The organism is Marinobacter lutaoensis (assembly GCF_001981305.1).
Taxonomy (GTDB): Bacteria; Pseudomonadota; Gammaproteobacteria; order Pseudomonadales; family Oleiphilaceae; genus Marinobacter; species Marinobacter lutaoensis.
This window is the reverse complement of the sequence record NZ_MSCW01000002.1, coordinates 18,006-41,362: the sequence shown is the minus strand read 5'-3', so window position 1 is coordinate 41,362 and position 23,357 is coordinate 18,006. Positions and strand designations below refer to the sequence as shown.

At 66.0% G+C, this 23,357-nt stretch carries 20 protein-coding genes; 12 read left to right on the top strand and 8 right to left on the bottom strand.

The window, feature by feature from the left end:
• Positions 1-4: 4 nt before the first annotated feature.
• From BTO32_RS03325 to BTO32_RS03300, 6 genes are all read right to left on the bottom strand, one after another.
• Positions 5-1,246 carry a heme biosynthesis HemY N-terminal domain-containing protein gene (locus tag BTO32_RS03325; RefSeq protein WP_076723031.1) on the bottom strand — a complete coding sequence of 414 codons (1,242 nt, stop codon included), beginning with the start codon at positions 1,244-1,246 and terminating at the stop codon, positions 5-7.
• Positions 1,243-2,358: a uroporphyrinogen-III C-methyltransferase gene (locus BTO32_RS03320; protein ID WP_076723030.1), complete on the bottom strand. Its 1,116-nt coding sequence runs from the start codon at positions 2,356-2,358 to the stop codon at positions 1,243-1,245. The genes BTO32_RS03325 and BTO32_RS03320 overlap by 4 nt, the downstream gene beginning before the upstream one ends.
• An 8-nt stretch (positions 2,359-2,366) precedes the next feature.
• Positions 2,367-3,179 (bottom strand): uroporphyrinogen-III synthase, encoded by an 813-nt coding sequence (locus BTO32_RS03315; protein WP_076723029.1) that lies wholly within the window; start codon positions 3,177-3,179, stop codon positions 2,367-2,369.
• Positions 3,160-4,101: a hydroxymethylbilane synthase gene (gene hemC / locus BTO32_RS03310; protein WP_076723028.1), complete on the bottom strand. Its 942-nt coding sequence runs from the start codon at positions 4,099-4,101 to the stop codon at positions 3,160-3,162. Before hemC ends, BTO32_RS03315 begins: the two co-directional genes overlap by 20 nt.
• Positions 4,102-4,177: 76 nt before the next feature.
• Positions 4,178-4,939, bottom strand: a complete 762-nt coding sequence (locus tag BTO32_RS03305) for a LytR/AlgR family response regulator transcription factor (RefSeq protein ID WP_076723027.1) — start codon at positions 4,937-4,939, stop codon at positions 4,178-4,180.
• 4 nt (positions 4,940-4,943) lie between these two features.
• A complete protein-coding gene (locus tag BTO32_RS03300; RefSeq protein WP_245820260.1) occupies positions 4,944-6,053 on the bottom strand; it encodes a sensor histidine kinase in 1,110 nt (369 codons plus the stop codon).
• Positions 6,054-6,117: 64 nt separating this feature from the next.
• Between BTO32_RS03300 and argH the strand changes: the two genes are divergently transcribed.
• The 10 genes from argH to BTO32_RS03250 all read left to right on the top strand — a co-directional run bounded on the left by argH (position 6,118) and on the right by BTO32_RS03250 (position 19,067).
• Complete coding sequence (gene argH / locus BTO32_RS03295; RefSeq protein ID WP_076723026.1) at positions 6,118-7,533, top strand: argininosuccinate lyase; 1,416 nt, start codon at positions 6,118-6,120, stop codon at positions 7,531-7,533.
• A gap of 143 nt (positions 7,534-7,676) precedes the next feature.
• Positions 7,677-9,770 (top strand): T6SS phospholipase effector Tle1-like catalytic domain-containing protein, encoded by a 2,094-nt coding sequence (locus tag BTO32_RS03290; RefSeq protein WP_245820259.1) that lies wholly within the window; start codon positions 7,677-7,679, stop codon positions 9,768-9,770.
• A complete protein-coding gene (locus tag BTO32_RS03285) occupies positions 9,767-10,369 on the top strand; it encodes a DUF2931 family protein (protein WP_342742301.1) in 603 nt (200 codons plus the stop codon). Before BTO32_RS03290 ends, BTO32_RS03285 begins: the two co-directional genes overlap by 4 nt.
• Positions 10,370-10,655: 286 nt before the next feature.
• Positions 10,656-13,508 (top strand): class I adenylate cyclase, encoded by a 2,853-nt coding sequence (locus BTO32_RS03280; protein WP_076723025.1) that lies wholly within the window; start codon positions 10,656-10,658, stop codon positions 13,506-13,508.
• Positions 13,509-13,575: 67 nt separating this feature from the next.
• Complete coding sequence (gene lptM / locus BTO32_RS17665; protein ID WP_139339014.1) at positions 13,576-13,740, top strand: LPS translocon maturation chaperone LptM; 165 nt, start codon at positions 13,576-13,578, stop codon at positions 13,738-13,740.
• Positions 13,741-13,771: 31 nt separating this feature from the next.
• A complete protein-coding gene (gene lysA, locus BTO32_RS03270; RefSeq protein ID WP_076723024.1) occupies positions 13,772-15,037 on the top strand; it encodes a diaminopimelate decarboxylase in 1,266 nt (421 codons plus the stop codon).
• A complete protein-coding gene (dapF, locus tag BTO32_RS03265; protein WP_076723023.1) occupies positions 15,034-15,948 on the top strand; it encodes a diaminopimelate epimerase in 915 nt (304 codons plus the stop codon). The genes lysA and dapF overlap by 4 nt, the downstream gene beginning before the upstream one ends.
• Positions 15,949-15,965: 17 nt before the next feature.
• The gene (locus tag BTO32_RS03260) at positions 15,966-16,712 is read left to right on the top strand and encodes a DUF484 family protein (RefSeq protein ID WP_076723022.1); all 747 of its coding nucleotides are present in this window, start codon (positions 15,966-15,968) and stop codon (positions 16,710-16,712) included.
• Positions 16,713-16,746: 34 nt separating this feature from the next.
• The gene (gene xerC, locus BTO32_RS03255; protein ID WP_425435217.1) at positions 16,747-17,658 is read left to right on the top strand and encodes a tyrosine recombinase XerC; all 912 of its coding nucleotides are present in this window, start codon (positions 16,747-16,749) and stop codon (positions 17,656-17,658) included.
• Between the two features lie 23 nt (positions 17,659-17,681).
• Positions 17,682-19,067 (top strand): GGDEF domain-containing protein, encoded by a 1,386-nt coding sequence (locus BTO32_RS03250; RefSeq protein ID WP_076723020.1) that lies wholly within the window; start codon positions 17,682-17,684, stop codon positions 19,065-19,067.
• Here the strand turns inward: BTO32_RS03250 and BTO32_RS03245 are convergent.
• Positions 19,064-19,297: a DUF2789 domain-containing protein gene (locus BTO32_RS03245; protein ID WP_076723019.1), complete on the bottom strand. Its 234-nt coding sequence runs from the start codon at positions 19,295-19,297 to the stop codon at positions 19,064-19,066. The genes BTO32_RS03250 and BTO32_RS03245 overlap by 4 nt on opposite strands.
• A 102-nt stretch (positions 19,298-19,399) precedes the next feature.
• Between BTO32_RS03245 and BTO32_RS03240 the strand changes: the two genes are divergently transcribed.
• Entirely contained in the window at positions 19,400-22,183 is a 2,784-nt protein-coding gene (locus BTO32_RS03240; RefSeq protein WP_076723018.1) for an ATP-binding protein, read from the top strand.
• Positions 22,184-22,190: 7 nt separating this feature from the next.
• Here the strand turns inward: BTO32_RS03240 and BTO32_RS03235 are convergent, their stop codons facing one another.
• Entirely contained in the window at positions 22,191-22,553 is a 363-nt protein-coding gene (locus tag BTO32_RS03235) for a hypothetical protein (RefSeq protein ID WP_139339013.1), read from the bottom strand.
• A 201-nt stretch (positions 22,554-22,754) separates the two neighbouring features.
• Between BTO32_RS03235 and BTO32_RS03230 the strand changes: the two genes are divergently transcribed.
• The gene (locus BTO32_RS03230; protein WP_076723017.1) at positions 22,755-23,345 is read left to right on the top strand and encodes a hypothetical protein; all 591 of its coding nucleotides are present in this window, start codon (positions 22,755-22,757) and stop codon (positions 23,343-23,345) included.
• Positions 23,346-23,357 lie beyond the last annotated feature (12 nt).

Genomic DNA, 23,357 nt, shown 5'->3' with positions numbered 1-23,357 from the left:
TTGTTCAGGCCCGGGGCATGGGCAGTTCCGGTAGTCCGTTGTCCTGGGCCAAGCCCTGCATCATCAGCTGGATGCTGGCCTCCTCCTCGCCCATGTGGGCATTGAGCCGGCTCAGTTCGGCCAACGTTTCCCGGCTGCGCCGCAGCCGCAGGCTGGTTTCGAAATACTCCTTGGCCTTGCCCCACAGTTCGTTACGCAAACTCAGCCGCCCCAGGGCCAGCAGCAGCTCGGCGTTGTTGGGCCGGTCCTTCAGCCACTGCTCCGCCAGCAGCAGCTGTTCGTCGGGCTTCTGGCCGCGAATGCGGCCGTACAGGTTGATCAGCTCGTCGCTCCAGTGGTTACGCAGCACCTTGCGCAGCAGGGTCTCGGCCTGGGGTTCGTCGCCCAGTTTGGCCAGCAGTCGGGCGTAGTCGCGGATGGTGTGCTCGTCCCGCCGCAGGAATCCCGGCAATTCGTCCCACAGGCGGGTCAGCGGCTCCAGAGAGGCCTGGGGGTCTTCCCGGCGTCGACGTTCACAGTCCTGGGCCGCCTGCTCCAGCAGGTTGTGCCACACTTCCCGTTGCAGCGCATGAAACTCCCCGTCTGACATGACGTTGCGCTTCTCCAGGTCCGGCAGCAGCTTGGCCAGGGCCTTCCAGTCTTCCAGTTTCAGGTAGGTGTTCTTCAGCAGCTTGAGTACGAAGGGGTGGTGCGGTGACTGCTTGCGCAGGCGCAGCAAGGTGGCCAGCGCCTCCTCCAGCCGGTTGCCGGCCAGTTGCAGCTGGGCCTGGGTGATTCCCACCGCCAGGTCGGAGCCGGGGGTGCTCTCGTAGGCCTTGCGCAGCAGTTCGTCCACCGCGTCGTGGTCGCCCGCCTCAAACGCCGCCTGGGCCGCTGCCAGATAGTTGATCAGCGGGGTATCGGCCCGCTCCGCCGCGGAGGTCAGCAGCTTACGCGCCCGGGGCCAGTTGCCTTCGGCCAGTGCCAGCAGGCCCTTGGTGGTGCGGTGCCGTGCGCGCCGCTCGCTGCCGCGAGCCAGCCACCCGATCAGGTCGCCGGAACGGCGTCGAAACCGGCGCAGAAGATCCAGGACAAAGACGCTGGCGACCACCAGGGTCAGGAACAGCGCCAGCCCGATCCAGGCATTGGTTTCCACCAGGTAGTGGCCGTAACTGACCCGGATGTAACCCAGATCGTATTGCAGGCCCAGGGCCAGGGCGGTGCCGAGCAGCAGCGCCACCAGGACGGTCAGTAACAGTCGGATCATGAGGCGTCGCCTCCGGTAGCCGCACGGGCTTCCGGTGCGCCGTCGGGCGACGCGAGGCGGCCGGCCAGGCGCTGCTTGAGCAGTCGCAGGGACTGGCTGATGTCGGGCAGTTCCGGGGCGATGTCGCGCCCGGCAAGGTCGGCCAGGGTGTCGTTCAGGGCGGCCACCGGCGGATGGTCCGGATGGTACCAGTCGGCCAGCGCCGCCCGGGTCTTGGCCAGGGCCCGCTCATACAGGGCCTGGTTGCCCCGGAGCACGGCCATTTCCGCTTCCTCCAGCATCAACTGCAGGTTGAGCCGGGCGTAGGCGCTCTGGTCCGGGGACAGCAGCGGCTTGACCGGTTCGTCCAAGCGGCGCACCACCACCACTTGGGCCAGGGTGTTCTTGAAGCGCTGCCAGGCGCGGCCAAGGGGGCCATCGGCCGTGGTGTCGGTGCTGACTTCATCGTCCGTTGAGGCCAGGAAGCCCGGCGCCGCTTCGTGAATCAGGGCCTGATCGGTGAGCCGGTTGATGCTGTCAATGGCGGCTTCCAGGGTCAGGTACAGGCCGGTGCGGTCCACAGGCTCGATGCTTTTGAGGGCCAGCTGTTCCCGGGCCAGCTGCTGACGGACCGGATACACGCCGATGTCATCGGACTCGGCCAGGACCTCGTCGGCGGCGGTCAGTGCCGCCAGCGCGCCGCCGATGTCCTTCTCGACCTGCAGGCGCTGGTTGGCAATGCGCAGCAGATACTCGGCCTCGGCGAGCAGCCAGTCGGTGCGGGTGCGATGGCCGGCTTCCAGCAGTGCCCGGGCGTTGTGGTCGATCTGGCGCTGCTGCTGGGCGATCAGCTCGCGCTGGGCCGCGAGCTTGTCCTCCAGCGCCTGCAGGCGCTGGCCCTGGAGGCTGTCGCGGTCGCCGTACTGTGCCTCCAGCCGGCGGATGTCCTGCTGCAGGGACTGGAGCTGGGTTTCGCTGGCCTGCCGCTCCCGCCACTGCTGCCAGTTCCAGAGGGCAAGTACGGCGACGGCCACCAGCGCGAGCAGGGCGCACAGCCACAGGGGCCAGAGGCTCGGGCGCCGAGGGGTGGGTTGCGGGGTCGGGGCGGGCAGTTGTCGGGTTGCTTCAGTCACGGGCGTCCTTACTTGTCGGTTCCCGCGCCATCGGGCCCGCGTTGCAGGCAATCGGCGACGGCGCTGACGATGTCCGGGTCGGCCAGTCCCGCGGGCACGCACGTATGGCGGAACCCCGCGTCCCGGGCGGCGCGGGCCACCCGCTCGGCAGGCACGACCAGTAACTTATCGTATAGATTATGGCCGCTCTTCGCACACAGTGCGATGAGATTGTTCAAGGTTTCTCCGGACAGGGTCACCACCGCGTCGGGGTCGAAGTGGCCCAGCCGTTGCGCCAGGACGTCGGCCGGATAGTCCGGGCACCGGCGACGGTACAACGGCAAGGTGGTGACCTGGGCGCCGCGGGCGCTCAGGGTTTCCCGGATCAGTTCCCGGCCCTCCTGTCCCCGGGCCAGCAGCACCCGGTCGCCGTCGATGCGTTGCAGGGACGGCAGGGCCAACAGCTGTTCGCTGGTCCAGCCGGCCGCCGGCCGGCGCACGCTCAGCCCCTGGCGGGTCAGAACCCGGGCCGTGCCGGCGCCAACGGCGTACCAGCGGATGCCCACGGGCAGCTGTGGCCACCAGGTGTCCAGTGCCTCCAGCAGCCGCTGCGCGGCGTAGGGGCTGACCACGATGACATGGCTGAACCGGTCCAGGTCGAGCAGCAGGGTGCGTTGCTCCGGCGTTTCCGGCAGGGGCTCCCGAACCAGCAGGGGCAGGCAGCGGACGTCGGCGCCCTGAACTTCGAAGGCCCGGGCCAGCCGGGAGGCTTCGGGCTCCGGCCGGCAGATCAGGATGCGCCGGCCGGCCAGTGCCGGGCGGTCAGCGCGGGGTGTGGCCATAGATCTCCGCCAGTACCTGGTCGGCGCCCATGGTCAGCAGGTCCTCCGCCAGCTCCTGGCCCAGGCGCTCGCCTTCGTGGCGGGGCGCCCGGCCTTCGACCCGGAACATCCGCTTGCCGTCGACGGAGCCCACCAGGCCACGAAGCCACAGGCTGTCGTCGTCCTCCAGCAGTGCGTAGGCGGCAATGGGAACTTGGCAGCCGCCTTCCAGGCGCCGGTTCAGGGCCCGTTCCGCCCGTACCCTGTCGGCGGTGTCTGGGTGGTTGAGCGGCTCGATCAGCGCCAACAGCTCCGGGTCGTCGACGCGGCATTCGATGCCCAGGGCGCCCTGGCCCACCGCCGGCAGGGACACGGTGTCGGGCAGGGCATGGCGGATACGGTCGTGGAAGCCCAGGCGCTTCAGGCCGGAGCTGGCCAGAACGATGGCGTCGAATTCGCCGGCATCCAGCTTGGCCAGGCGGGTGTTGACGTTGCCCCGCAGCACCCGGATCTGCAGGTCCGGCCGGTAGGCGCGCAGCTGGGCCTCGCGGCGCAGGCTGGCGGTGCCGACCACGGCCCCCTGGGGCAGCTCATTCAGGCTCGGGTAGTGGTTGCTGACGAAGGCGTCGCTCGGATCCTCGCGCTCGCAGATGGCGACCAGGTCCAGGCCGTCGGGGAAGACCATGGGCACGTCCTTCATGGAGTGCACCGCCAGATCGGCACGGCCGTCGAGCATGGCTTCTTCCAGCTCCTTCACGAACAGGCCCTTGCCCCCGATCTTGGCCAGCGGCACATCCAGGATCTTGTCGCCCTGGGTCTTGATCTTCACCAGTTCCACCTCGAGGTGGTCGTGCAGACGCTCCAGTTCGGACTTGATGTGTTCCGCCTGCCACAGCGCCAGGGCGCTGCTGCGGGTTGCGATGCGAAGGATTCGTTTGGACATGGCACTCACTGTCGGTTGCAAAAATGTCCGCCAAGGTTAACGCGAGACCGGCGAAATGTCCCGTGGGCGATGGCGGTCAGCCGGGCTGGTGATTCTGCAGCCACTGCCGCACCGCGCCGGCGTGGCGCCGACTGACCGCCAGACACTGGCTTGAGTCCCGCAGCCGCAGCCGGTGCTGGCCGTCCCGGGTGCGCTCCAGGGCTGCCACGTGGCGCACGCCGACCAAGGTGTTGCGGTGTATTCGCAGCAGGTGCCGGGGGTAGCGGGCTTCCAGCTCCTTGAGGGTGAAATCGGAGACGGTGTCGCCACCGGTGTGGTGAATGGTCACGTACTTGTGGTCCGCCTCGCAGTAGCGGACGTCGGCGAGATCGATCAGGACCGTGCCCCGGTAGGTGCGTACCGCCAGCTGGTCGCCGCCGCCGGTGGGCTTGGCGCCGGCGGTCTGCTGCTGGACCCGGTTCAGGCGTCCGGCCCGGGCCAGGGCCTCGGCCAGAGCTTCCTTGCGGACGGGTTTGACCAGATAGGCGGTGGCCTGGACCTCGAAGGCCTGGATGGCGTAGTGGTCGTAGGCGGTGCAGAAAATCAGGGCTGGCGGATGCGCCAGCCGGCTCAGGCGGGCGGCGGTCTCCATGCCATCCAGGCCGGGCATGCGGATGTCCAGCAGCAGGATGTCCGGGTTCAGCTCCGCCACCCGCGCCAGGGTGCCGTCGCCGTCCTCCGCCTCGCCGCAGACCCGGTAATCGGGCAGGGCCTCCACCAGCCGCCGGAGGCGTTCCCGGGCCAGGGGCTCGTCGTCCGCGATCAGTACGTTCAGCGGCTGCCTGGGGGTTGCGTCCATGGCGTTACTCCGTGTCCCTCGTCTTGGCGCCGGGCGGGCGGCTGAGCGGCCGCCGGGGCAGCCGGATGGTGACCGTGTAGGTGTCCTGTTGCTGACTGTGCTTGAGGACCGCGGTCTCGCCAAACAGTGCCCGGACCCGGGCCTCAATGTTGGCCAGGGCCACCCGGTTGCCACGACGGTGTCGTGTGTCGGTTTCCACTTTGGAATTCTGCACCATCAGATACACGAACTCACCCCCCGGGGACACCTCGATCCGGATGGTACCGCCGCCGGGACGTGGCTGGATGCCGTGGTAAATGGCATTTTCCACCAGCGGCTGCAGGGTCAGGGGCGGGATGGCCTGCTGCTCAAGGCCGTCGGCGATGACCCACTCGACCCGCAGCCGGTCTCCCAGGCGCAGGGCCTCGATGGCCAGATAACGGCGACACAGGTCCAGCTCCTGGGCCAAGGGCACCAGTGGGTCGGTGGTGCGCAGGTTGGCCCGGAACAGCTCCGACAGATCCAGCACCGCCTCTTCCGCCTGCTCCGGCCGGGTGGCGATCAGGCTGGCGATGGTGTTCATGCTGTTGAACAGGAAGTGGGGCTGGATACGGGCGTGCAGGGCGGTCAGACGGGCGCCGATTTCGGCTTCCCGCTGCAGGCGCCACTGGTGCTGGAGGTAAAAATAGCGCAAGGTCATCAGCACGATCAGCAGCGCCACCAGCAATTTGCGGGCGATGCTCTGGACAGCGGTGCCCGGGGCCGGATGCAGGACCTCCTCGGCGAACAGGCTGAACGCCAGGACATCGGCCAGCACGATGGCCACCACGATCACCGTGGCGCGGGCCACCGACAGCCTGGCCAGCCAGCCCCGCAGCAGGCAGATCAGGGCCGCACTGGTGAGGGTGGTCCACTGCACGAACAGCGACAGCAGGCCGAAGTAATTCCAGTCCACCCAGCCGGTGTCCGCCTGCACGATGGCCAGCACCAGCACCAGCAGTTCGCTGGTGATCACCAGCAGGAACACCGCCCGCACCCGGCACAGGTCCGGAATGAAGAAGGTGTCCACGGGGTCGCGCTTGTTGCTGTTCAGGGGTGTCTCCTTGTCGGGGGGCGGAATGGTATACTGCCGCAACCTCATTATCCTTCAGACCCATCGCCGGCGGACGACGCCGGGCCGCCAGCAGGAAAGATAGACCATGACGGATCAGAAGAAACCCGACCAGACCACAGCCTCCGAAAAACCCTGGGGCGGTCGCTTCAGCGAGCCGACCGACGCCTTTGTCGAGAAGTTTACCGCGTCCGTGGGCTTCGACCAGCGCCTGTACCATCACGACATCGAGGGCTCCATCGCCCACGCCACCATGCTCGCCGAGGTGGGTGTGCTGACGGCGCAGGAGCGGGACCGGATTGTTGCCGGCCTGCGCGAGGTCAAGGCGGACATCGAGGCGGGGCGGTTCGAGTGGTCGGTCAGCCTGGAAGACGTGCATATGAACGTCGAGGCGCGGCTCACCGACCGCATCGGCGTCACCGGCAAGAAATTGCACACCGGTCGCAGCCGGAATGATCAGGTGGCGACCGACATTCGCCTGTACCTGCGTGATGAGATCGACGTGATTGCAGAGGAACTCAAGCGCCTGCAATCCGGGCTGCTCGACCTGGCCGAGCGCGAAGCCGACACCATCATGCCCGGGTTCACCCATCTGCAGACCGCTCAGCCGGTTACCTTCGGTCATCACCTGATGGCTTGGTACGAGATGCTGGCGCGGGATGCCGAGCGTTTGCAGGACTGTCGCAAGCGGGTCAACGTCATGCCCCTGGGCGCGGCCGCGCTGGCGGGCACCACGTATCCGATCGATCGGACCCTGACCGCGCGTCTGCTGGGCTTCGACCGGCCCACCGAGAACAGCCTGGATTCGGTCAGCGACCGGGATTTCGCCATCGAGTTCTGCAGTTTTGCAGCGTTGCTGATGACCCACCTGTCCCGGTTCAGTGAGGAACTGGTGCTGTGGACCTCGGCCCAGTTCGATTTCATCGATCTGCCGGACCGGTTCTGCACCGGGTCGTCGATCATGCCCCAGAAAAAGAATCCGGACGTGCCGGAGCTGGTGCGGGGCAAGACCGGCCGGGTGAACGGTCACTTGATCAGCTTGCTGACCCTGATGAAGAGCCAGCCACTGGCTTACAACAAGGACAACCAGGAAGACAAGGAGCCGCTGTTCGACACCGTCGATACCGTCAAAGGCTGCCTGAAAGCCTACGCCGACATGATTCCGGCGATCCGGGCCAAGGCCGACAACATGCGTGCCGCCGCCAAGCGCGGCTTCTCCACTGCCACCGATCTGGCCGATTACCTGGTGAAGAAAGGCGTGCCGTTCCGGGATGCCCACGAGATCGTCGGCAAGTCCGTGGCCTTTGGCGTCGCCGAAGGCCGGGACCTGTCGGAGATGACCCTGGACGAGCTGCGGCAGTTCTCGGACGTGATCGGTGAGGACGTGTTCGACGTGCTGACCCTGGAAGGCTCCGTACAGGCCCGCGACCATCTGGGCGGCACTGCGCCGAACCAGGTGCGTGCGGCGGTGGCCCGCGCCCGGAAGAGGTTAAGACTGGTGTAGTCCATGGCGTGTGTCATGGACTGATCGGTGTCGAAAAATGATGACAAAACCGCAAAGCGCGGTTTTGTCATAAACACAAAGTACCGGCTAGGATTGCAGGTTCATTCTTACCCGTCTTCTACCGTCAACAAGGAATGCTGACGATGAGCTTCATGAAACTGGTCAGGCCCTCGGAGCTGAGCGCCTATGATCTTCCCCTCGTTGAAACCCCCTTTTTCGCCGCCGATAAGGCCCGGCGCCTGGTTGAAGAGAGCGACCAAGTTCGTTCAAACATGCACTCGCTATTCAGGTACGACTACCGTGACGGAGGCAATATAGCCGAGACGGTCTACCGGGCGGTGAAAGACGGTGAGCTGATGTTGGTCTGCGCGGGCTGGGGTGGCCCTGTCTCCCCCATGGTGACCTGGCAGCCAGACATCAGCCTGCCTGCCGGCGGCCGGTGGCGGGTAAATGGCGGCTGGCTATACACGTCTTCTGCGATTGAGAGCGCCGTGGCGCAACTGAACGAATGCGGCGTGCCCCCCGATCAGTTGTGCCAATCCGACCCCTGGGGGGTTGGGGCGCTGGACGCGACTCTGTTCTCGACGCACACCCAGCAGTGTCAGCGTCAGGCGGCTCAGGGCCGCGAAGATGACCACCGGCTGAGCCTACCCTTAGGGGCTTCCGCGTTGGTGGCTCCCGTTCTGGCGTCTGCTTCCGCCGCCGAAGGCGCCAAGGCGGACGCCTCCCAGGAACCCTCCCCCAAGATTCACCTGGAAGTGGGCCTGTTTACCGACGGCACCATGAACAATGCCGCCAATACCCAAGCCTTCGTTGAGCAGTTGGAGCGGGAGTGCCTGATTCCCTATGAAAGCAACACCATCAGCGGGGAAGAGTGTGCGCGGCGGATGGGCCTGATGTTAGGCGACAGTTACGCCAATGCCCCCAGCAATGTGGCTAAGTTGTGGGATTTGTACGCTGAAGATGAGTTGGAAGCGGAAGGAAGTATCACCTACCGGCGAAAAATTTACGCCCCTGGGGCGGGCACCAAGACCGGTGAGGAGGATGCGTTGTACAGTGCTGCCACCGGCATGGGGGAGGCGGGGATTATCGCACAGGTGACAGGAGCATTCACCAGACTGACCCGAGAGGTGAGAAGAATCCTGCAAACGGTCTCTACTGATCAGCGGAATAAACCCATTGAGCGGTTGACCATTGATCTGTTCGGTTTCAGCCGGGGCGCGGCGGCGGCCCGCCACGCTGCGCACGAAATTAGTCAGGGGGAGAACGGTCTGCTGGCCCGGATGCTGGCTGACAGCGGTATCCTCTGGCCGAAGACGGTAGACATTCGCTTCGTGGGGCTGTTCGACTCCGTGGCCGCCATCGTTAACCCGGCCGCTGGTGATTTATCCGCTCATAACAACCGCAACCACCCGGTAAAGCTGTACCTGGATCCGGACAAGGTGGGCCACGCAGTGCACCTGACCGCCGTCCATGAGCACCGCCGGAATTTTGCCCTGAACAGCCTGCGAAGCCACGACGGCAGCGTGCCGGACAACTTCCGGGAAATCGCCCTGCCGGGCGTTCATTCCGATATTGGCGGTGGTTACGGCGACAGCCAGCGGGAGGACGTGCTGTTAAGCCCCGGGCTGCCGATACCTCGCGACCGGCTGCGCTGGCCGGACAAAACCCTGCAATGGGACAACCTGGAGGCCAAACGGAAACAGATAGAGGCAGAAGGCTGGATAGGGCCCTACAGTCTGCCGGTCCGGCAATCCGAACAGTTGCAGTCCTGGCCGAAAGACCAGGGCCCGGAAGGGCCAGCCCGACTGGAAATTGTCACCCGGCGCTATGACCACCCGGCGCCGGATGGCCGGATGGAGCTGGTGCTGCGGATGCTGCGCCAGGTGCGGGGGGAGTATTCACGGGTGCCCCTGCGGTTAATGCACCAGTTAGCGGCAGAACAGGAGGTGCCTCTGAGGGAAATTGACCCCACCGATGACACTATGTCGATACAGGATGAGCTTGTGCCCATCCTGCAACACATCCTGGAACAGGTTGAACAAGGGAGCGACGTCCCCTCACTGCCCACGGAACACGAGCACCTGTTGCTCCAGCGCTATATCCATTACTCCGCTCACTACAACGGCATCGAAACCCTGGTGGGGGGAACGCCTGCGAAGTTCGAGGGATTGCATCCCCATGCACCGGTGCTCTCCGGGGAGCGCCTAGTTTATCCACAGACGGAGGGAGAATGATGATTCGGAACATTCTGGCCATGGGCATCGTGGCCGTGGCCCTGTTGGGCAGCGGATGTTCGACGTGGTCGAAGGACGACACAAGCTGGTATATCGACGTGGCTGCCCCCAAGCACTACGAAGTGTGGGTGACCGATATGTTTCTGGAGAAGTCGGGCGAGCGGAGCTGGCGCCAGCCCATCGGTACCGTGGGCTGCTGCTGGAAGGGGCCCCATGGTCCATCTGGAGCTGGGGCTGAAGTTGACCCCTTTCCGGAACTGATTTTGATCAACTGGTTTTCCTTTGCGGAGCAGAAATATTACACCAAGATCATTCAGGTGCCGCCCGACCTGCTGGACCGAATGCGGGAGCCGGCCACCTATGTCACGCAGGTTGATGTGCGCTCTGGCCCCCGGGACACCATGACCATTGGCCTGGCGCCCGGCGGTACCGTGGTGGTGTGGATTTCGAACCAGATTGGCAACGAAATCGAGGTGATGCGCATGCAGGCCACGGAAGTGCCGGGAGATCCTTCCCGGTTCACGGAACGCACAAAAGGCTATCTCGAACGGAACGGCGACTACCTCAGGGAACATGGTGTCCCGATGGAGGGCTGGTAGGCCGGCGGGGCCCGCCATGGACGGCGCGGTGTTACTCCAACGTTCTATCCCTCATTTGGCTCACGACAACGGCATCGAAACCCGGGTGGCGAAAGGTCGCCAGCACGTCCTGGCCGGTCTGGTCCGACCGGTAGCGACGGATCACAAACTCGTTCACGGTGCGGGTGCCTCATGTCTCGGGCGTTGGTGCGGAATGGGCGCCGCTTTTATTTTTTTGCCCGTTTTGCCACGATGCGTTCATCATACTGATAGTGTCAGCACAAAGAGCCAGTTCCCCGGAGCCGCCTTGAACGCCCTCGCCTCTGCCATCGCCCTCGATTTTGACGAGGGCATCGACCGCAAGACCCTGCGTCGGCTGCGGGAGCGGTTCCTGTCGGTCAACCGGCAGCGCTGGGAACGGGCGCATTCCGCGCTGACCTACCGCCAGCAGGTGGTGCTCGACATCCTGCCGCTGGCGTTCCACCTCAACCATCCATCGCTGCCGGGGTATCTCGATGGCGACTGTCCCCATGGCCTCAGCCATTACCAGCCCCAGCCCCGGGCCCTGGATGCCGCGCGCCGACTGGCACGGACGTTTGCCCTGCGTGACCAGGGCCAGCGCCGCCCGGATCTCCGGGCACTGTTTCTGATGGGCAGCCCCGGTAGCCTGGGGCACTCGGTGGCCAGCGACCTGGACGTCTGGCTGTGTCACCGGCCCGATCTGCCCGACGCCGGCGTCCGGCGGCTTGAACGCAAGGCACAGCGGCTGTCGGAGTGGGCGGCGACCTTGGGGGTGGAGCTGCACGTGTTCGTGTTCAGTGCCGACGACTGGCGCGCCGGACGGCAGCGCGCGGAGATCAGCGGCGAGAACTGCGGCAGTGCCCAGCACTATCTGCTGCTGGACGAGTTCTACCGCACCGGCATTCATCTGGGCGGCTGTCTGCCCCTGTGGTGGCTGATTCCGGCGGACCAGGAATCACGCTACGACGAGCGCCGCCGGATGCTGACCGACTGCCGTTTCATCCGGGCGGATGAATACATCGACTTCGGGCCGGTTCCGGCCATTCCGAGGGAAGAGTTTCTGGGGGCCGGCGTCTGGCAGTTGTATAAGGGGATCGATGCGCCCTGGAAATCGATGCTTAAACTGCTGCTGATTGAGTGCTATGCCCGGGCTCCGGAATACCCCCTGCTGTCCCTGGCGTTCAAGCGGGCAGTGTTTGACGGCGTCGTCCAGGCGGATGAGCTGGACCCCTATGTGATGCTGTACCAGCGCTTGGCCGGATGGCTGTCCGAGCGGGGCGGGAGCGAGCGTCTGGATATGGTCCGGCGTTGTCTGTACCTCAAGGCGGGCCTGCCGCTAACCCGGACCGATCCTTCCCGGAACCGATGGCGGGTGCGGCTGTTGGCCCGGTTGGTGGCCGACTGGGGCTGGCCGGAGGCGACCTTGGAAAACCTGGACAACCGGCAGCGGTGGCGGGCGGAGGATGTCATCCGGCTGCGCCGGTCGGTGGTCGCGGAACTGACCCACAGCTACCGGCTGCTGTCGGGCATGGCCCGGGAGCAGGGTGCCGCCGCCGCAATCCGGCCCGAGGACATCAATCTGCTGGGCCGGAAACTGTATGCCTGCTTCCAGCGCAAGGCCGGCAAGGTGGAGCTGATCAACCCGGGGTTGGCACCGTCGCTGGCGGAGGAGAACCTGGCGTTTCACCATCAGTCGACCCAGGGGGCCGGAGGCGAGGGCTGGCTGCTGTATCGGGATCTCGAGGACCCCGCGGATGCGTTCTGGAAACCGGTGATCCGCCGTTCCGGCAACCTCTCGGAGCTGATGGTGTGGTGCTATTGCAACGGCCTGCTGACCCGGGCCACCCGTCTGAACGTCCGCGCCGGCCACACCGTGGCGTCGGTGGCGGAGCTGCGGGAGATGCTGGATGCCCTGGCGGCGTTCCTGCCGGTCCCGGTGGTGCCGGCCGGACGCCAGGCCCTGGCCCGGGGCGTGCGCCCCCTGCGTTGTCTGCTGCTGGTGAACGTGGGGGTGGATCCCCAGGCGCATCTGACCGACAAAGGCCTGCACAAGCTCAGTGCCCGTCACGATTCGCTGGGCTTCAGTGGCGGTCGGGAGAACCTGGTGGTAACCATCGACCAAGTCACCTTCAACAGCTGGCATGAGGTCAGCCTTCAGCATTACGCGGCCGGCGACACTCTGGTGCAGTGCCTGAAGAACGTGCTGGCGTCAGCGGCGGCGAACCCCGACAACCTGCCGGAGATTCAGGTACACAGCTACCGTCGCGGCCATGGTCAGGCCATCGCTCGGCGGGTTCGGGAGCTGTTCGCGGACGTCTTCGCCCGCTTCTTCGCCGGTGGCACCGGGCCTCACCCGCTGCGTTACGTCATCGAGATGGACCGGCGCTATTTCCTGCTGCAGTACAACGGCCGTGAACCCGGCTTCTTGGTGTTGGACGACAAGGACGCTCTGATGGAGGTGCTGATGCAGCCCCAGGACCAGTACGCACCAGTGGTCTTCGACCGCTACGCCATCGCCGAGGATCCGCAACTGCGTGCGGTGTGCGAGGCGAGCGAGCCGGATTCGGTCCAGGTGTTCTACCGTCTGTCCGGCGATCGGGCTAGGGTGTGGGTGGTGGATGAGCGGGGCTCCCTCAGTACCTGGGAGCAGGCGGAAAGCCCGCGCCGGTACCTGCTGTCGCCGTTGCTTCGGTTTTTGGAGAATCTGGTGGAGCGCCGGCTGCTGCGCCATCCGGACGGGCAGCTGGCCCTGTCGTCGGTCCGGTGCTATGAGCTGGTCGCGCGCGACGGCCGTTGGCGCACCGAGCCCCGGCCGGTGCCGGAGGCCACCGAGCCGCCGCAGGAACTCGAAGTGCAGGCGGTGGGCATTCAGGAAGGCGATGAACGTCTGCGTTTCGACTTGTTCTGCGACGGCCAGGAGTTCACCGTGCAGGAGCATGGCGACCGGCTGATCCCCGCCGTGGCCCACTACATCCGGGCCCGGCGTCAGGCCGGGGACCCGTACCCGGTGTACCTGTCCGACCTGCACCTGCCCCACGACATTGACCCCCGGGTCTATCAGCGGGACCTGCAGACCAGCCAATACCTGTATTATCGGAACCTGCTGGAAGCGGCGCTGAACCAGCATCTGGGCGACTAGCGCAATCCTCGCCCGTGGCGGCGGGTGTCGGGTATACTGGGCGCACAGTGAATTCCGGGGAGCGTCCATGCGTCAGCCAGTTGTCCTAGCCAGTCTTGCCCTGTGCCTGCTTCTTGCCGGCTGCGGCCAGAAAGGAGCACTGTATCGGGACCAAGCACGGGTGGCCGACACGGCTGCCCTGGCCGAGGTCCAGGTGTCCGTGCCTGGCGCCCGCGTCGGGGCATCCCGGTGACGCCCGCCCCCGCCAACGAATCAGGATACCCATGGATCACTTTACCTATCGCAACGGCGAACTCCATGCCGAGGATGTCCCTGTCGCCGAGATCGCCCGGCGTTTCGGTACACCGGCCTATGTTTATTCCCGGGCCACCCTGGAGCGCCATTACCGGGCTTACGACGAAGCCCTGAGCGGCCGCCCCCATCTGGTCTGCTACGCGGTCAAGGCCAACAGCAACCTGGCGGTCCTGAACGTGTTGGCGCGTCTGGGCGCGGGCTTCGACATTGTTTCCGCCGGTGAGCTGGAGCGGGTTCTGCGTGCCGGCGGCGACGCCGGCAAGGTAGTCTTCTCCGGTGTGGGCAAACAGGAATGGGAAATGAAGCGGGGGCTGGAAGCCGGGGTCCGCTGTTTCAACGTCGAATCCGACACCGAGCTGGACCGGCTGAACCGGGTGGCCGGCGAACTGGGCGTGAAGGCGCCGGTGTCGCTGCGGGTCAACCCGGACGTGGACGCCGGGACCCATCCGTACATTTCCACCGGCCTGAAAGAGAACAAATTCGGCATCGACATCGCCCAGGCGCCGGCGGTGTATGCCCGGGCCGCGGAGTTACCGCACCTGGAGATTCTGGGGGTGGACTGCCACATCGGCTCCCAGCTGACATCTGTGGCGCCCTTCCTCGACGCTCTGGACCGGGTACTGGCGCTCATCGATACCCTGGCCGGGCAGGGCATCCGGATCCGCCACCTCGACATGGGGGGCGGCCTCGGGGTGACCTACCAGGATGAGCGGCCGCCCGAACCCTCCGAATACGTTCAGGCCCTGGCCGAGCGGATGGGTGACCGGTCGCTGGAACTGATTCTGGAGCCGGGTCGCTCGATTGCCGCCAATGCCGGTATCCTGGTGACCCGGGTCGAGTTCCTCAAGTGCACCGGGCACCGCAACTTCGCGATCATCGACGCCGCCATGAACGACCTGATCCGGCCCGCCCTGTACGGCGCTTGGCAGGCGATCGTGCCGGTACGCCCCCATCAGGACGGCGAGGACCGGGCCTGGGACCTGGTCGGCCCGGTGTGTGAAACCGGCGACTTCCTGGGCAAAGACCGGTCGCTGTGTCTGGCCCCCGGCGACCTGCTGGCGGTGCGCTCGGCCGGTGCCTATGGCTTCGTCATGAGTTCCAACTACAACAGCCGCAACCGTCCACCGGAGCTGATGGTCGACGGTGACCAGGTGCACTTGGTGCGGCGCCGGGAAACCCTGGAGGATCAGCTCGCCCTCGAGTCCTGCCTGCCGGAAGCGGAGGGCGGAGGATGAGTCAGCCCCGCAGGGAACAAGGGCCGCTGCTCCGGTTCACCAAAATGCACGGCTTGGGCAATGACTTCATGGTGGTCGATGCCATCAGCCAGCCGTTCCGCCTGCGCCCGGAGATGATCCGGGACTTGGCGGACCGCCACTTCGGCGTCGGCTTCGATCAGCTGCTGGTGGTGGAACCGCCCGGGCTGCCGGACGTGGATTTCCGTTATCGTATCTTCAATGCCGATGGCTCCGAGGTGGAGCAGTGCGGCAACGGGGCCCGCTGCTTTGCCCGGTTCGTCCGCGACCAGCGGCTGACCAACAAGCGGGTGATCCGGGTGCAGACGGCCAAGGGCGTGATTGAGCTGAAGGTCAACCGCGACGGCAGTGTCCGGGTCAACATGGGCGTGCCGGAACTCAACCCGCCCGCGATCCCCTTCGCCGCCGAGCAGCGCAAACCGGTCCATACGGTGGAGGTGGACGGCCAGGAGGTGGAGCTGACGGCGGTGTCCATGGGCAACCCCCACGGCGTGCTGGTGGTGGCCGACGTGGACCAGGCGCCGGTGGTGACCCTGGGGCCCCGGCTGGAACGGCACCCCCGTTTCCCGGCCCGCGCCAACATCGGCTTTCTCCAGGTGCTGGATCAGAGCCATGCTCGCCTGCGGGTCTTTGAGCGCGGTTCCGGTGAAACCTTGGCCTGCGGCAGCGGCGCCTGCGCCGCGGTGGTGGCCGGCCAGTTGCGGGGCCTGCTGGGACAGCGGGTCGAGGTGGAACTGCGCGGGGGCCGGCTGCTGATCGAATGGCAGGGGGATGGGGCCCCTGTTATGATGGAAGGCCCTGCAACCACGGTCTTCGAGGGGCAGTTGCGGCTGCCCGCCGAGACGTCGGGGCGCCGTCGCCGGCCCGCTCGAGCCCAGAGGCAACGTTCCTGACAGCTCAGGAGAACACGATGACAGACTCAACGGCCCGCAAGAAGGCCGACGAACTTACCCCGGAACAGGTGGCGGACTACCTGAGAGCCCACCCTGACTTCTTCCTGGGCCAGGATGAGCTGCTGCGCAGCCTGACCTTGCCCCATGAAAGCGGTCGCGCGATTTCCCTGGTGGAACGCCAAGTCCACCTGTTCCGTGAGCAACGGGACACCCTGCGCCGGGAGCTGGTGGAGTTGGTGTCCATCGCCCGACATAACGACCGCCTGTTCGAAAAGAGCAAGCGGCTGCTGCTGCAGGTCATTGAGGCCCGCTCCCTGAGCGAGGCTGCGGCGGCGATTGACGACAGCATCCGCGGCGATTTCGGCCTGGACGCGGCCGCGGTGCTGCTGTTCATGGACGCTCCGGCGGCCGGCACCTGCCAGGGCGCGCTGCGGGTGGTCAGTCCAGACAGCGCGCGGGCGCGGCTGGGACGGCTGCTGGACTCCGAACGAGCCGTCTGCGGCCAGTTCCGGGATGAGGAACGCGCCTTCCTGTTCCCCGACCGGCAGGATCCGGTGGCCTCGGTGGCCCTGGTGCCCTTGCGTCACCAAGGGCTGATCGGTGTTTTCGCGGTGGGCAGCTGCCAGCCGGGGTACTTCGACCAGAGCATGGGCTCCCTGTTCCTGACCTACATCAGCGACACCCTGAGCCGCCTGCTGCCCCCGATGCTGCTCAAGCACATGGCCGCCACACCGGGCCCGGCGACGGAGGAACGGGCTCACTGAGCGCACCGGACCGACCATGGACCTTCCCGCCCCCCTGTCCTCGCCGCTGGCGGATTTTCTCCGCCACCTGGCGTCCGAGAAACGCTACTCCCCCCATACCTGTGACAACTACCGGCGGGACCTGACCCGGCTGGCCCACTGGCTTGCCGGCGAAGGCCGGCGGACCTGGCGGGAACTGGATAACCACGAGCTGCGTCGGTACGTTGCCGGGCTGAGTCGGGAAGGGCTGTCCGGGCGCAGTATCGCCCGGCACCTCTCCGCGATCCGTCGTTTCTATCAGTTCCTGGTCCGGGAACGGCAGGCGTCGGACAATCCGGCGCTGGGGCTACGGGCGCCCAAGAGTGGCCGGCGGCTGCCGAAGGTGGCGGATGTGGATCAGCTGGCCCAGCTGCTCGATGCGCCACCGGACGACCCGCTGGAGGTCCGTGACCTGGCCATGTTCGAGTTGATGTACTCGTCCGGTCTGCGGCTGTCGGAACTGGCGGGGCTGGACCGGTCGTCGGTCGATCTAGCGGGCGCGGAAGTCCGGGTACTGGGCAAGGGCGACAAGGAACGGCTGCTGCCGGTCGGTCGCAAAGCCCTGGCTGCCCTGACGGCCTGGCTGGCGGTGCGCGCGGCCCTGGCGCCGGAGTCGGAGCCGGCGCTGTTCGTGAACCGTCAGGGCCAGCGTCTGAGCCGGCGTAGCGTTCAGGCCCGACTGGCCCGGTGGGGCCGGCTCAAGGGAGCGGACCAGCGGCTGCATCCGCACCTGTTGCGGCACTCCTTTGCCAGCCACCTGCTGGAATCCAGTGGCGACCTCCGTGCCGTCCAGGAATTGCTGGGGCACGCGGATATCGCCACCACCCAGGTCTATACTCACCTGGATTTCCAGCACCTGGCCCGGGTGTACGACGAGAGCCACCCCAGGGCCCGTCGCAGCCGCTATGCTAAACGAAAGAACCCATAAACAAGGACGCATCGGAGCGCCTCATGGCAGCGAATCCTTCCTGGAAGGAGAAATACCTTCAGGAAATCGAAAAGGCAGACGTCCGGGAAAAGCAGTGGCAGTCTGAGCGCAACACCCTGGAGCGGATGCTGGTGCGGACCAGTCTGGCCTCAGAAGGACAGACCCCGGAGCTGGACCGGCTGCTGGCCCGGATTCGTAAGGATCTGCGCAAGAAGCATGTTGATGTCGACGCCTGGCGCGAGTTGCAGGAACAAATCGACCGCCAGATCGCGCTGCTGGACGACCGAGGCGAAGCATCTCCGACGCCGGACAGCGGAACCGCGGGGGCGGCGTCGGCAGAGCTGGATGACAAGAGCCACCGCCTGCGGATCGCCCGCCGGGTGGGACAGCTGATCGGCCAGCTGCTCAGCCAGGTCGCCCTGGAACCCACCGCCGAGGCCGAGGCCCGGCGCCTGCAGCAGGCGTTGCTGTCCAGCGAGGACTGGGACGTGCTGCGGGAGGGGTTGAACCGGGTGGCGGACCTGGTGGTGGCGGCGGTGACCCGCAGCAAGCGTGAGTTCGAGGCGTTCCTGCGGCGCCTGGACGAGCGCCTGGAGGTCCTGCGCCAGCACTTCCGGGCGCAGGCCGAAGTGCAGAATGGCCGCGCCGATGAAACCGAGGCCCTGGACCGGGAAATCCGGGCTGAGCTGCAACAGGCCCAGAAGGTGCTCGCGGGCACCGAGGACATCGGTCAGCTGCGGACCTCGGTGGGGCAGCACCTGGAAGCCATCGCCCGGGTGCTGGACCGGTTTTGCCGGCGGGAGTCGGAACGGGAGCGGATTCTGGCGGAGCAGCTGGAGGCCATGCAGGAAAAAATTGCAGCCCTGGAGACCCATTCCGAGCAGATGCAGGAGCAGGTCAACCGTGAACGCCTCCGGGCCATGACCGATCTGCTGACCCAGTTGCCGAACCGCGAGGCATGGCAGGAACGGCTGGTGTTCGAATTCAACCGGTGGCAGCGCTATCGGCATCCGCTGACCGTGGCGGTGCTGGACATCGACTATTTCAAACGGGTCAACGACTCCTTCGGCCACAAGGCCGGGGACCGGGTGCTGCAACTGGTGGCGCGGGAAATGCTCGAACGGTTGCGGTCGACCGATTTCATTGCCCGCTACGGGGGTGAGGAGTTTGTGGTGCTGCTGCCGGAGACGTCGGTGGAGGATGCCCTGGAGGTGGTGGAAAACCTGCGAGCGCACATCGGCCGGCTGCCGTTCCACTTCAGCGGGCAGCCGGTCCGCGTGACCCTGTCCGCCGGCCTGGCGGCGTTCCGCCCGGGCGACTCGGAGACGAGCGTGTTCAACCGGGCCGACCAGGCGTTATACGAGGCCAAGGGCGCGGGGCGTAACCAGAGCCGGACAGCGATCGCCTAGGCTCGCATCCGTGCGTCCAGTTCGTCGATAATCTCGGCCCAGTCGCTGTCTTCTTCGAGGCCCTCTTCCAGAAAGTGGGACTGACTGTCCGACCAGAAGGGGGCGTCCTGCAGGGCGATGTCCCGGGGCAGGGGCGAGTGCCGGCTGATGAAGTCCTGAATCGACGCTTCGTCACAGGGCAGGCCCAGCTGCTTGAACAGGGTGGTCAGGGTGTGTTTGCTGGTATCCATGGCAGGCGCTCCTCATCGTGATTGCGCAACAAAAAGCTGCGACGTTTGCGGGTATTGTGCCTTGAACTCTAGTGGACTTGCGAGGGATATCCAGTGAGGCTCGTGCTTCGCCTTGTCTTGATCGTCAGCCTGGTGCTGGCGGGCCTGGGGCCGGTGCAGGCCGACCCGCCCCAGCCTTCGCCGGCGCCGGTGCTGGGGCAGGAGGACCTGGCCTGGCTGCAGGCTCAGGAACATTTCGTGGTCGGCGTCCGGGCGGGCCAGGTGCCGCTGGTGTTCGACACCGGCAGCGGCATGCTGGCCGGCACCTACATCGACTATCTGGCGCGCCTGTCGGATAAGCTCGGCATACCGGTGCAGCCGGTGGTGGTCGATGACCAGGGCCGGGCCGAGCCGGACCGGCCGCAGCCGGACGTGCTGCTGACGACCCACGCCGCCGGTACCCGGATGCCGGAGGGCGTTGCCTATACCCAGCCCCTGATGACACTCACTTACGGCCTGTTCGTCAGCGCTGGCGATTCGGCCATTCAGTCGCTGGCGGATCTTGAGGGCGCTCAGGTCGCCATCATCGACGGCGATGCCAACCAGTTTGCCATGCTGGACCCGGTGGAAGACTTCGAACCGGTGCCGGTGTCCGGGGTGGGTGAGGCCATCAGTCGGGTGCTCTCCGGCCAGGCCGATGCGTTCGTCGGGCCGGTGCCGGTGGTGTCAGATTACCTGCAGTCCGCCATGATCAGTGGTATTGGGCTGGCGCGTCTGCTGGAGGAAAAGCCCGTGGACGTGGTGCTGCAGGTCCCGGCGGACAGGCAGCGCTTGTTCGAGGTGTTGGACAGTGCCATCGCCGCGATCAGCCACACCGAGCACCGGGTGATCCGCCAGTCCTGGCTGCAGTCGGACGTTCCGGGGCTGGAGCGGAATGGCCTGTCGCTGTCGGTGGCGGATGTCGAGTGGCTCAAGCGTAACCCGAACCTGCGGGTGGCGTTCCGGGCCGACTGGCCTCCGTTCGAGTTTGCCCAGGACGGCCGTCCCACGGGGCTGGTGGCGGACCTGATGACGCGCCTGGAAACCCAGCTCGGCGTTCGTTTCAGCCGTATTCTGGTGGACAGCCGCAGCACCGCCGAGCAGAAGCTGGCCTCGGGTGAGGTGGATATCCTGCCGGGCCTGTCCCGGACCCCGCGTACCGAGGACGAGTTCCTGTTTTCCCGGGCCTATTTGACGGTGCCCATCGCCCTGGCCATCCGTGACGACGGCCGTTTCATCGGTGACCTGCGGGAACTGCGGCAGGAACGGGTCGGCGTGGTCAACCGCCATGCCGCCTACGACTACCTGCTGATCAACCACCCGAACCTCAACCTGTATCCGGTCCAGGATGTCGAGGAGGGCCTGCTGGCGCTGTCCAACGGCGATCTGGACGTCATGGTGACGCACATCCCGGCGGTCAGCTACACGGTGGCGAAACTGGGCCTGTCCAACCTGAGAATTACCAGCATCACGCCCTATCAGTATGACCTGCGGCTGGCGGTCCGCAAGGACCGGCCGGAGCTGCACCGGATCCTGAACAAGGCCCTGGCGAGCCTGGACTCCACCGAGACCGAGGCCATCTACAACCGCTGGATCCACCTGGACATCGAACAGGATACCGATTACACCGTGGTGCGCCGGGTGGTGCTGATCGCGGTGATGGTGGTTCTGATCTTCCTGTACTGGAACCGTAAGCTGTCGCGGGAGGTGGACGAACGGATTCGGTCCGAGAACGCCCTACGCCGCAGCGAGGACGAACTCCGGGCGGCCAAACTGGAGGCCGAGCGGCTGGCCCGGGAAGCGGAGGCCGCGAACCGGGCCAAAAGCGAATTCCTGGCCAACATGTCCCATGAAATCCGCACACCGATGAACGCGGTCATCGGTTACAGCGATCTGCTCAGCAACTGCGTCACCGACCCGCAGCAGCGGAACTATCTGGACGCTATTCGTGCCGGCAGCCGCAGCCTGCTGATGCTGATCAACGACATTCTGGACCTATCCAAGATCGAAGCCGGCAAGATGCGCCTGGACTATGCGCCGGTGTCGGTACGTCGGCTGCTGGGCGATGTCCGCCATATCTTCGACCTGCGCGCGCGGGAGCAGGGTATCACCCTGGAAGTGAGTGTCGACTCCAAGATGCCGGCGGCGATGGTGCTGGACGAGACACGCCTGCGGCAGGTGCTGTTCAATCTGGTCGGCAATGCCATCAAGTTCACGCACGAAGGCGGGGTAACGGTACGGGCCAAGGCCACCCGTCTCGACACGCCGGATGGGGGCGGCGGCGACAGCCACCCCGACCGCCAGAGTTACCGGCTGGTGGTAACGGTGAAGGACACCGGTATCGGCATCCCCAAGGATCAGCAGGACCGCATTTTCGAGGCCTTCGAGCAGCAGGAAGGGCAGAACACCCGACGCTACGGTGGTACCGGGCTGGGGCTGGCGATCAGCCGCAAGCTGGTGCGTATGATGGGCGGGGAACTGTCGGTGGAAAGTGAGCCCGGGCAGGGCTCCACCTTCACGGTGACTCTGCCTCGGGTGGAGGCGACGGGCGAGGAGGCCGGAGACGAGGGCGCGCCGAAGGAAGAGGAGCGCTTGCTGGCCCAGACCCTCAGCATGGCCGAGCGTGGCTGGCTGCGGGAGCAGCTGGGCCGGGACTTCGGTGACGAATGGGAAGTGGTTCGCGAGAGTGGCGACCCCGAGCAGATGAAGGACTTCGCCCGGCGGGTGATTGCCTGGGGCCAGCGGCATCGCTCGCCCTCGGTGGTGCGCTACGGCGAGAAGTTGCTGGCGGATGTCGAGGCGTTCAACCTGGATGCCGTCAACAGCGCCCTGGAAGCCTTCCCCAAGCTGCTGGGTCGCCAGGCCTGAGGCTGGCTCAGAGGCAGTCGAACTGGGAGCGGCGGTCGAAGGCGACCGAAACCATGTCGTAGCCGGACTGGGACAGCCGGCGGATCAGGTCCTGGTCACGCAACAGGGTCATGCAGACTTTGTGAACACTGGCCTGCAGCAGCTCCTCGGCCGGCTCGCCGGTGGCGAAGCGGAAGTCGACGATCAGGTATTTGCGCTCGATGTTGGTGGTGGCCGGAATGTCTTCCCGCTCCACGCTCTCATAGCCGATGTAGGTGGCCTGCTCTTTCGGGAACACCTGGCTCATCAGCACGTCGATGTTCTCGCCATGGGCGAAGGGACTGCCCAACAACGCGGCCAGGGCAAGGGAAGGTAGGGGGCGGGGTGTCATGGTCTCGGCTCCGGATTGTGCATAATGTAACCAAGAGTAACGGTTCGTTACATTGAATTATTGCAGAGTCTGTCGTGTTTTGCGCGCCTTCGCGGGTGAATTTTTCAATTGTTTGCATGGCCAGGCCGGGTCGTGGCGGCTGCCGGGGGCGCGTGCATCCACTATGATTGCCACTATGGCCATGTAAGGGAGGGGAAGGTCATGTATCAGCTGGTGTTCAAGGGCGAGTGTGTTCCGGGTACCGATGTGCAGGTGGCCCGCAACAACGCCAGGGCGCTGTTCAAGGCATCGGTGGAGCAGGTCGAGCGCATGTTCAGCGGCCAGCCGGTGGTGTTGCGCAACAAGCTGGAACAGGCGCAGGCTGAGAAGTACCGCGCGGTGCTGAACCGGCATGGCCTGGTGGCCTATGTCCAACCCATGCCCGGCAGCGAGCCTCCGACCCGGCCGGAGCCCGTGCAACCCCGGCCGGCGGCGCTCGGGGCGGCGTCGGCCGAACCGGCGTCCCAGGCCCCGGACGACGTCCCGGCGGCGCCGGAGGTTGAGCCCGGTGAGCGCTTGCCGGTGGCCGGCGATAAGGTGGACAGCATTCTGGCCGGCAGCCACCTGCGCCTGGATCCGGTGGGCGTTACCCTGGTCGAGCCCAGGACGGTGGAAGAGCCGATGTTCCAGCATCTGGAGGCGTGGAGTTTGGCTCCTGCCGGCTCCGACCTGGGGGTCTCCCGGCCGACACCCCCGCCCATCGTGCCCGACACGTCGCACCTGTCCCTGGTGGACGAGGACACGTCCTCCTGAACCGATGCCGGG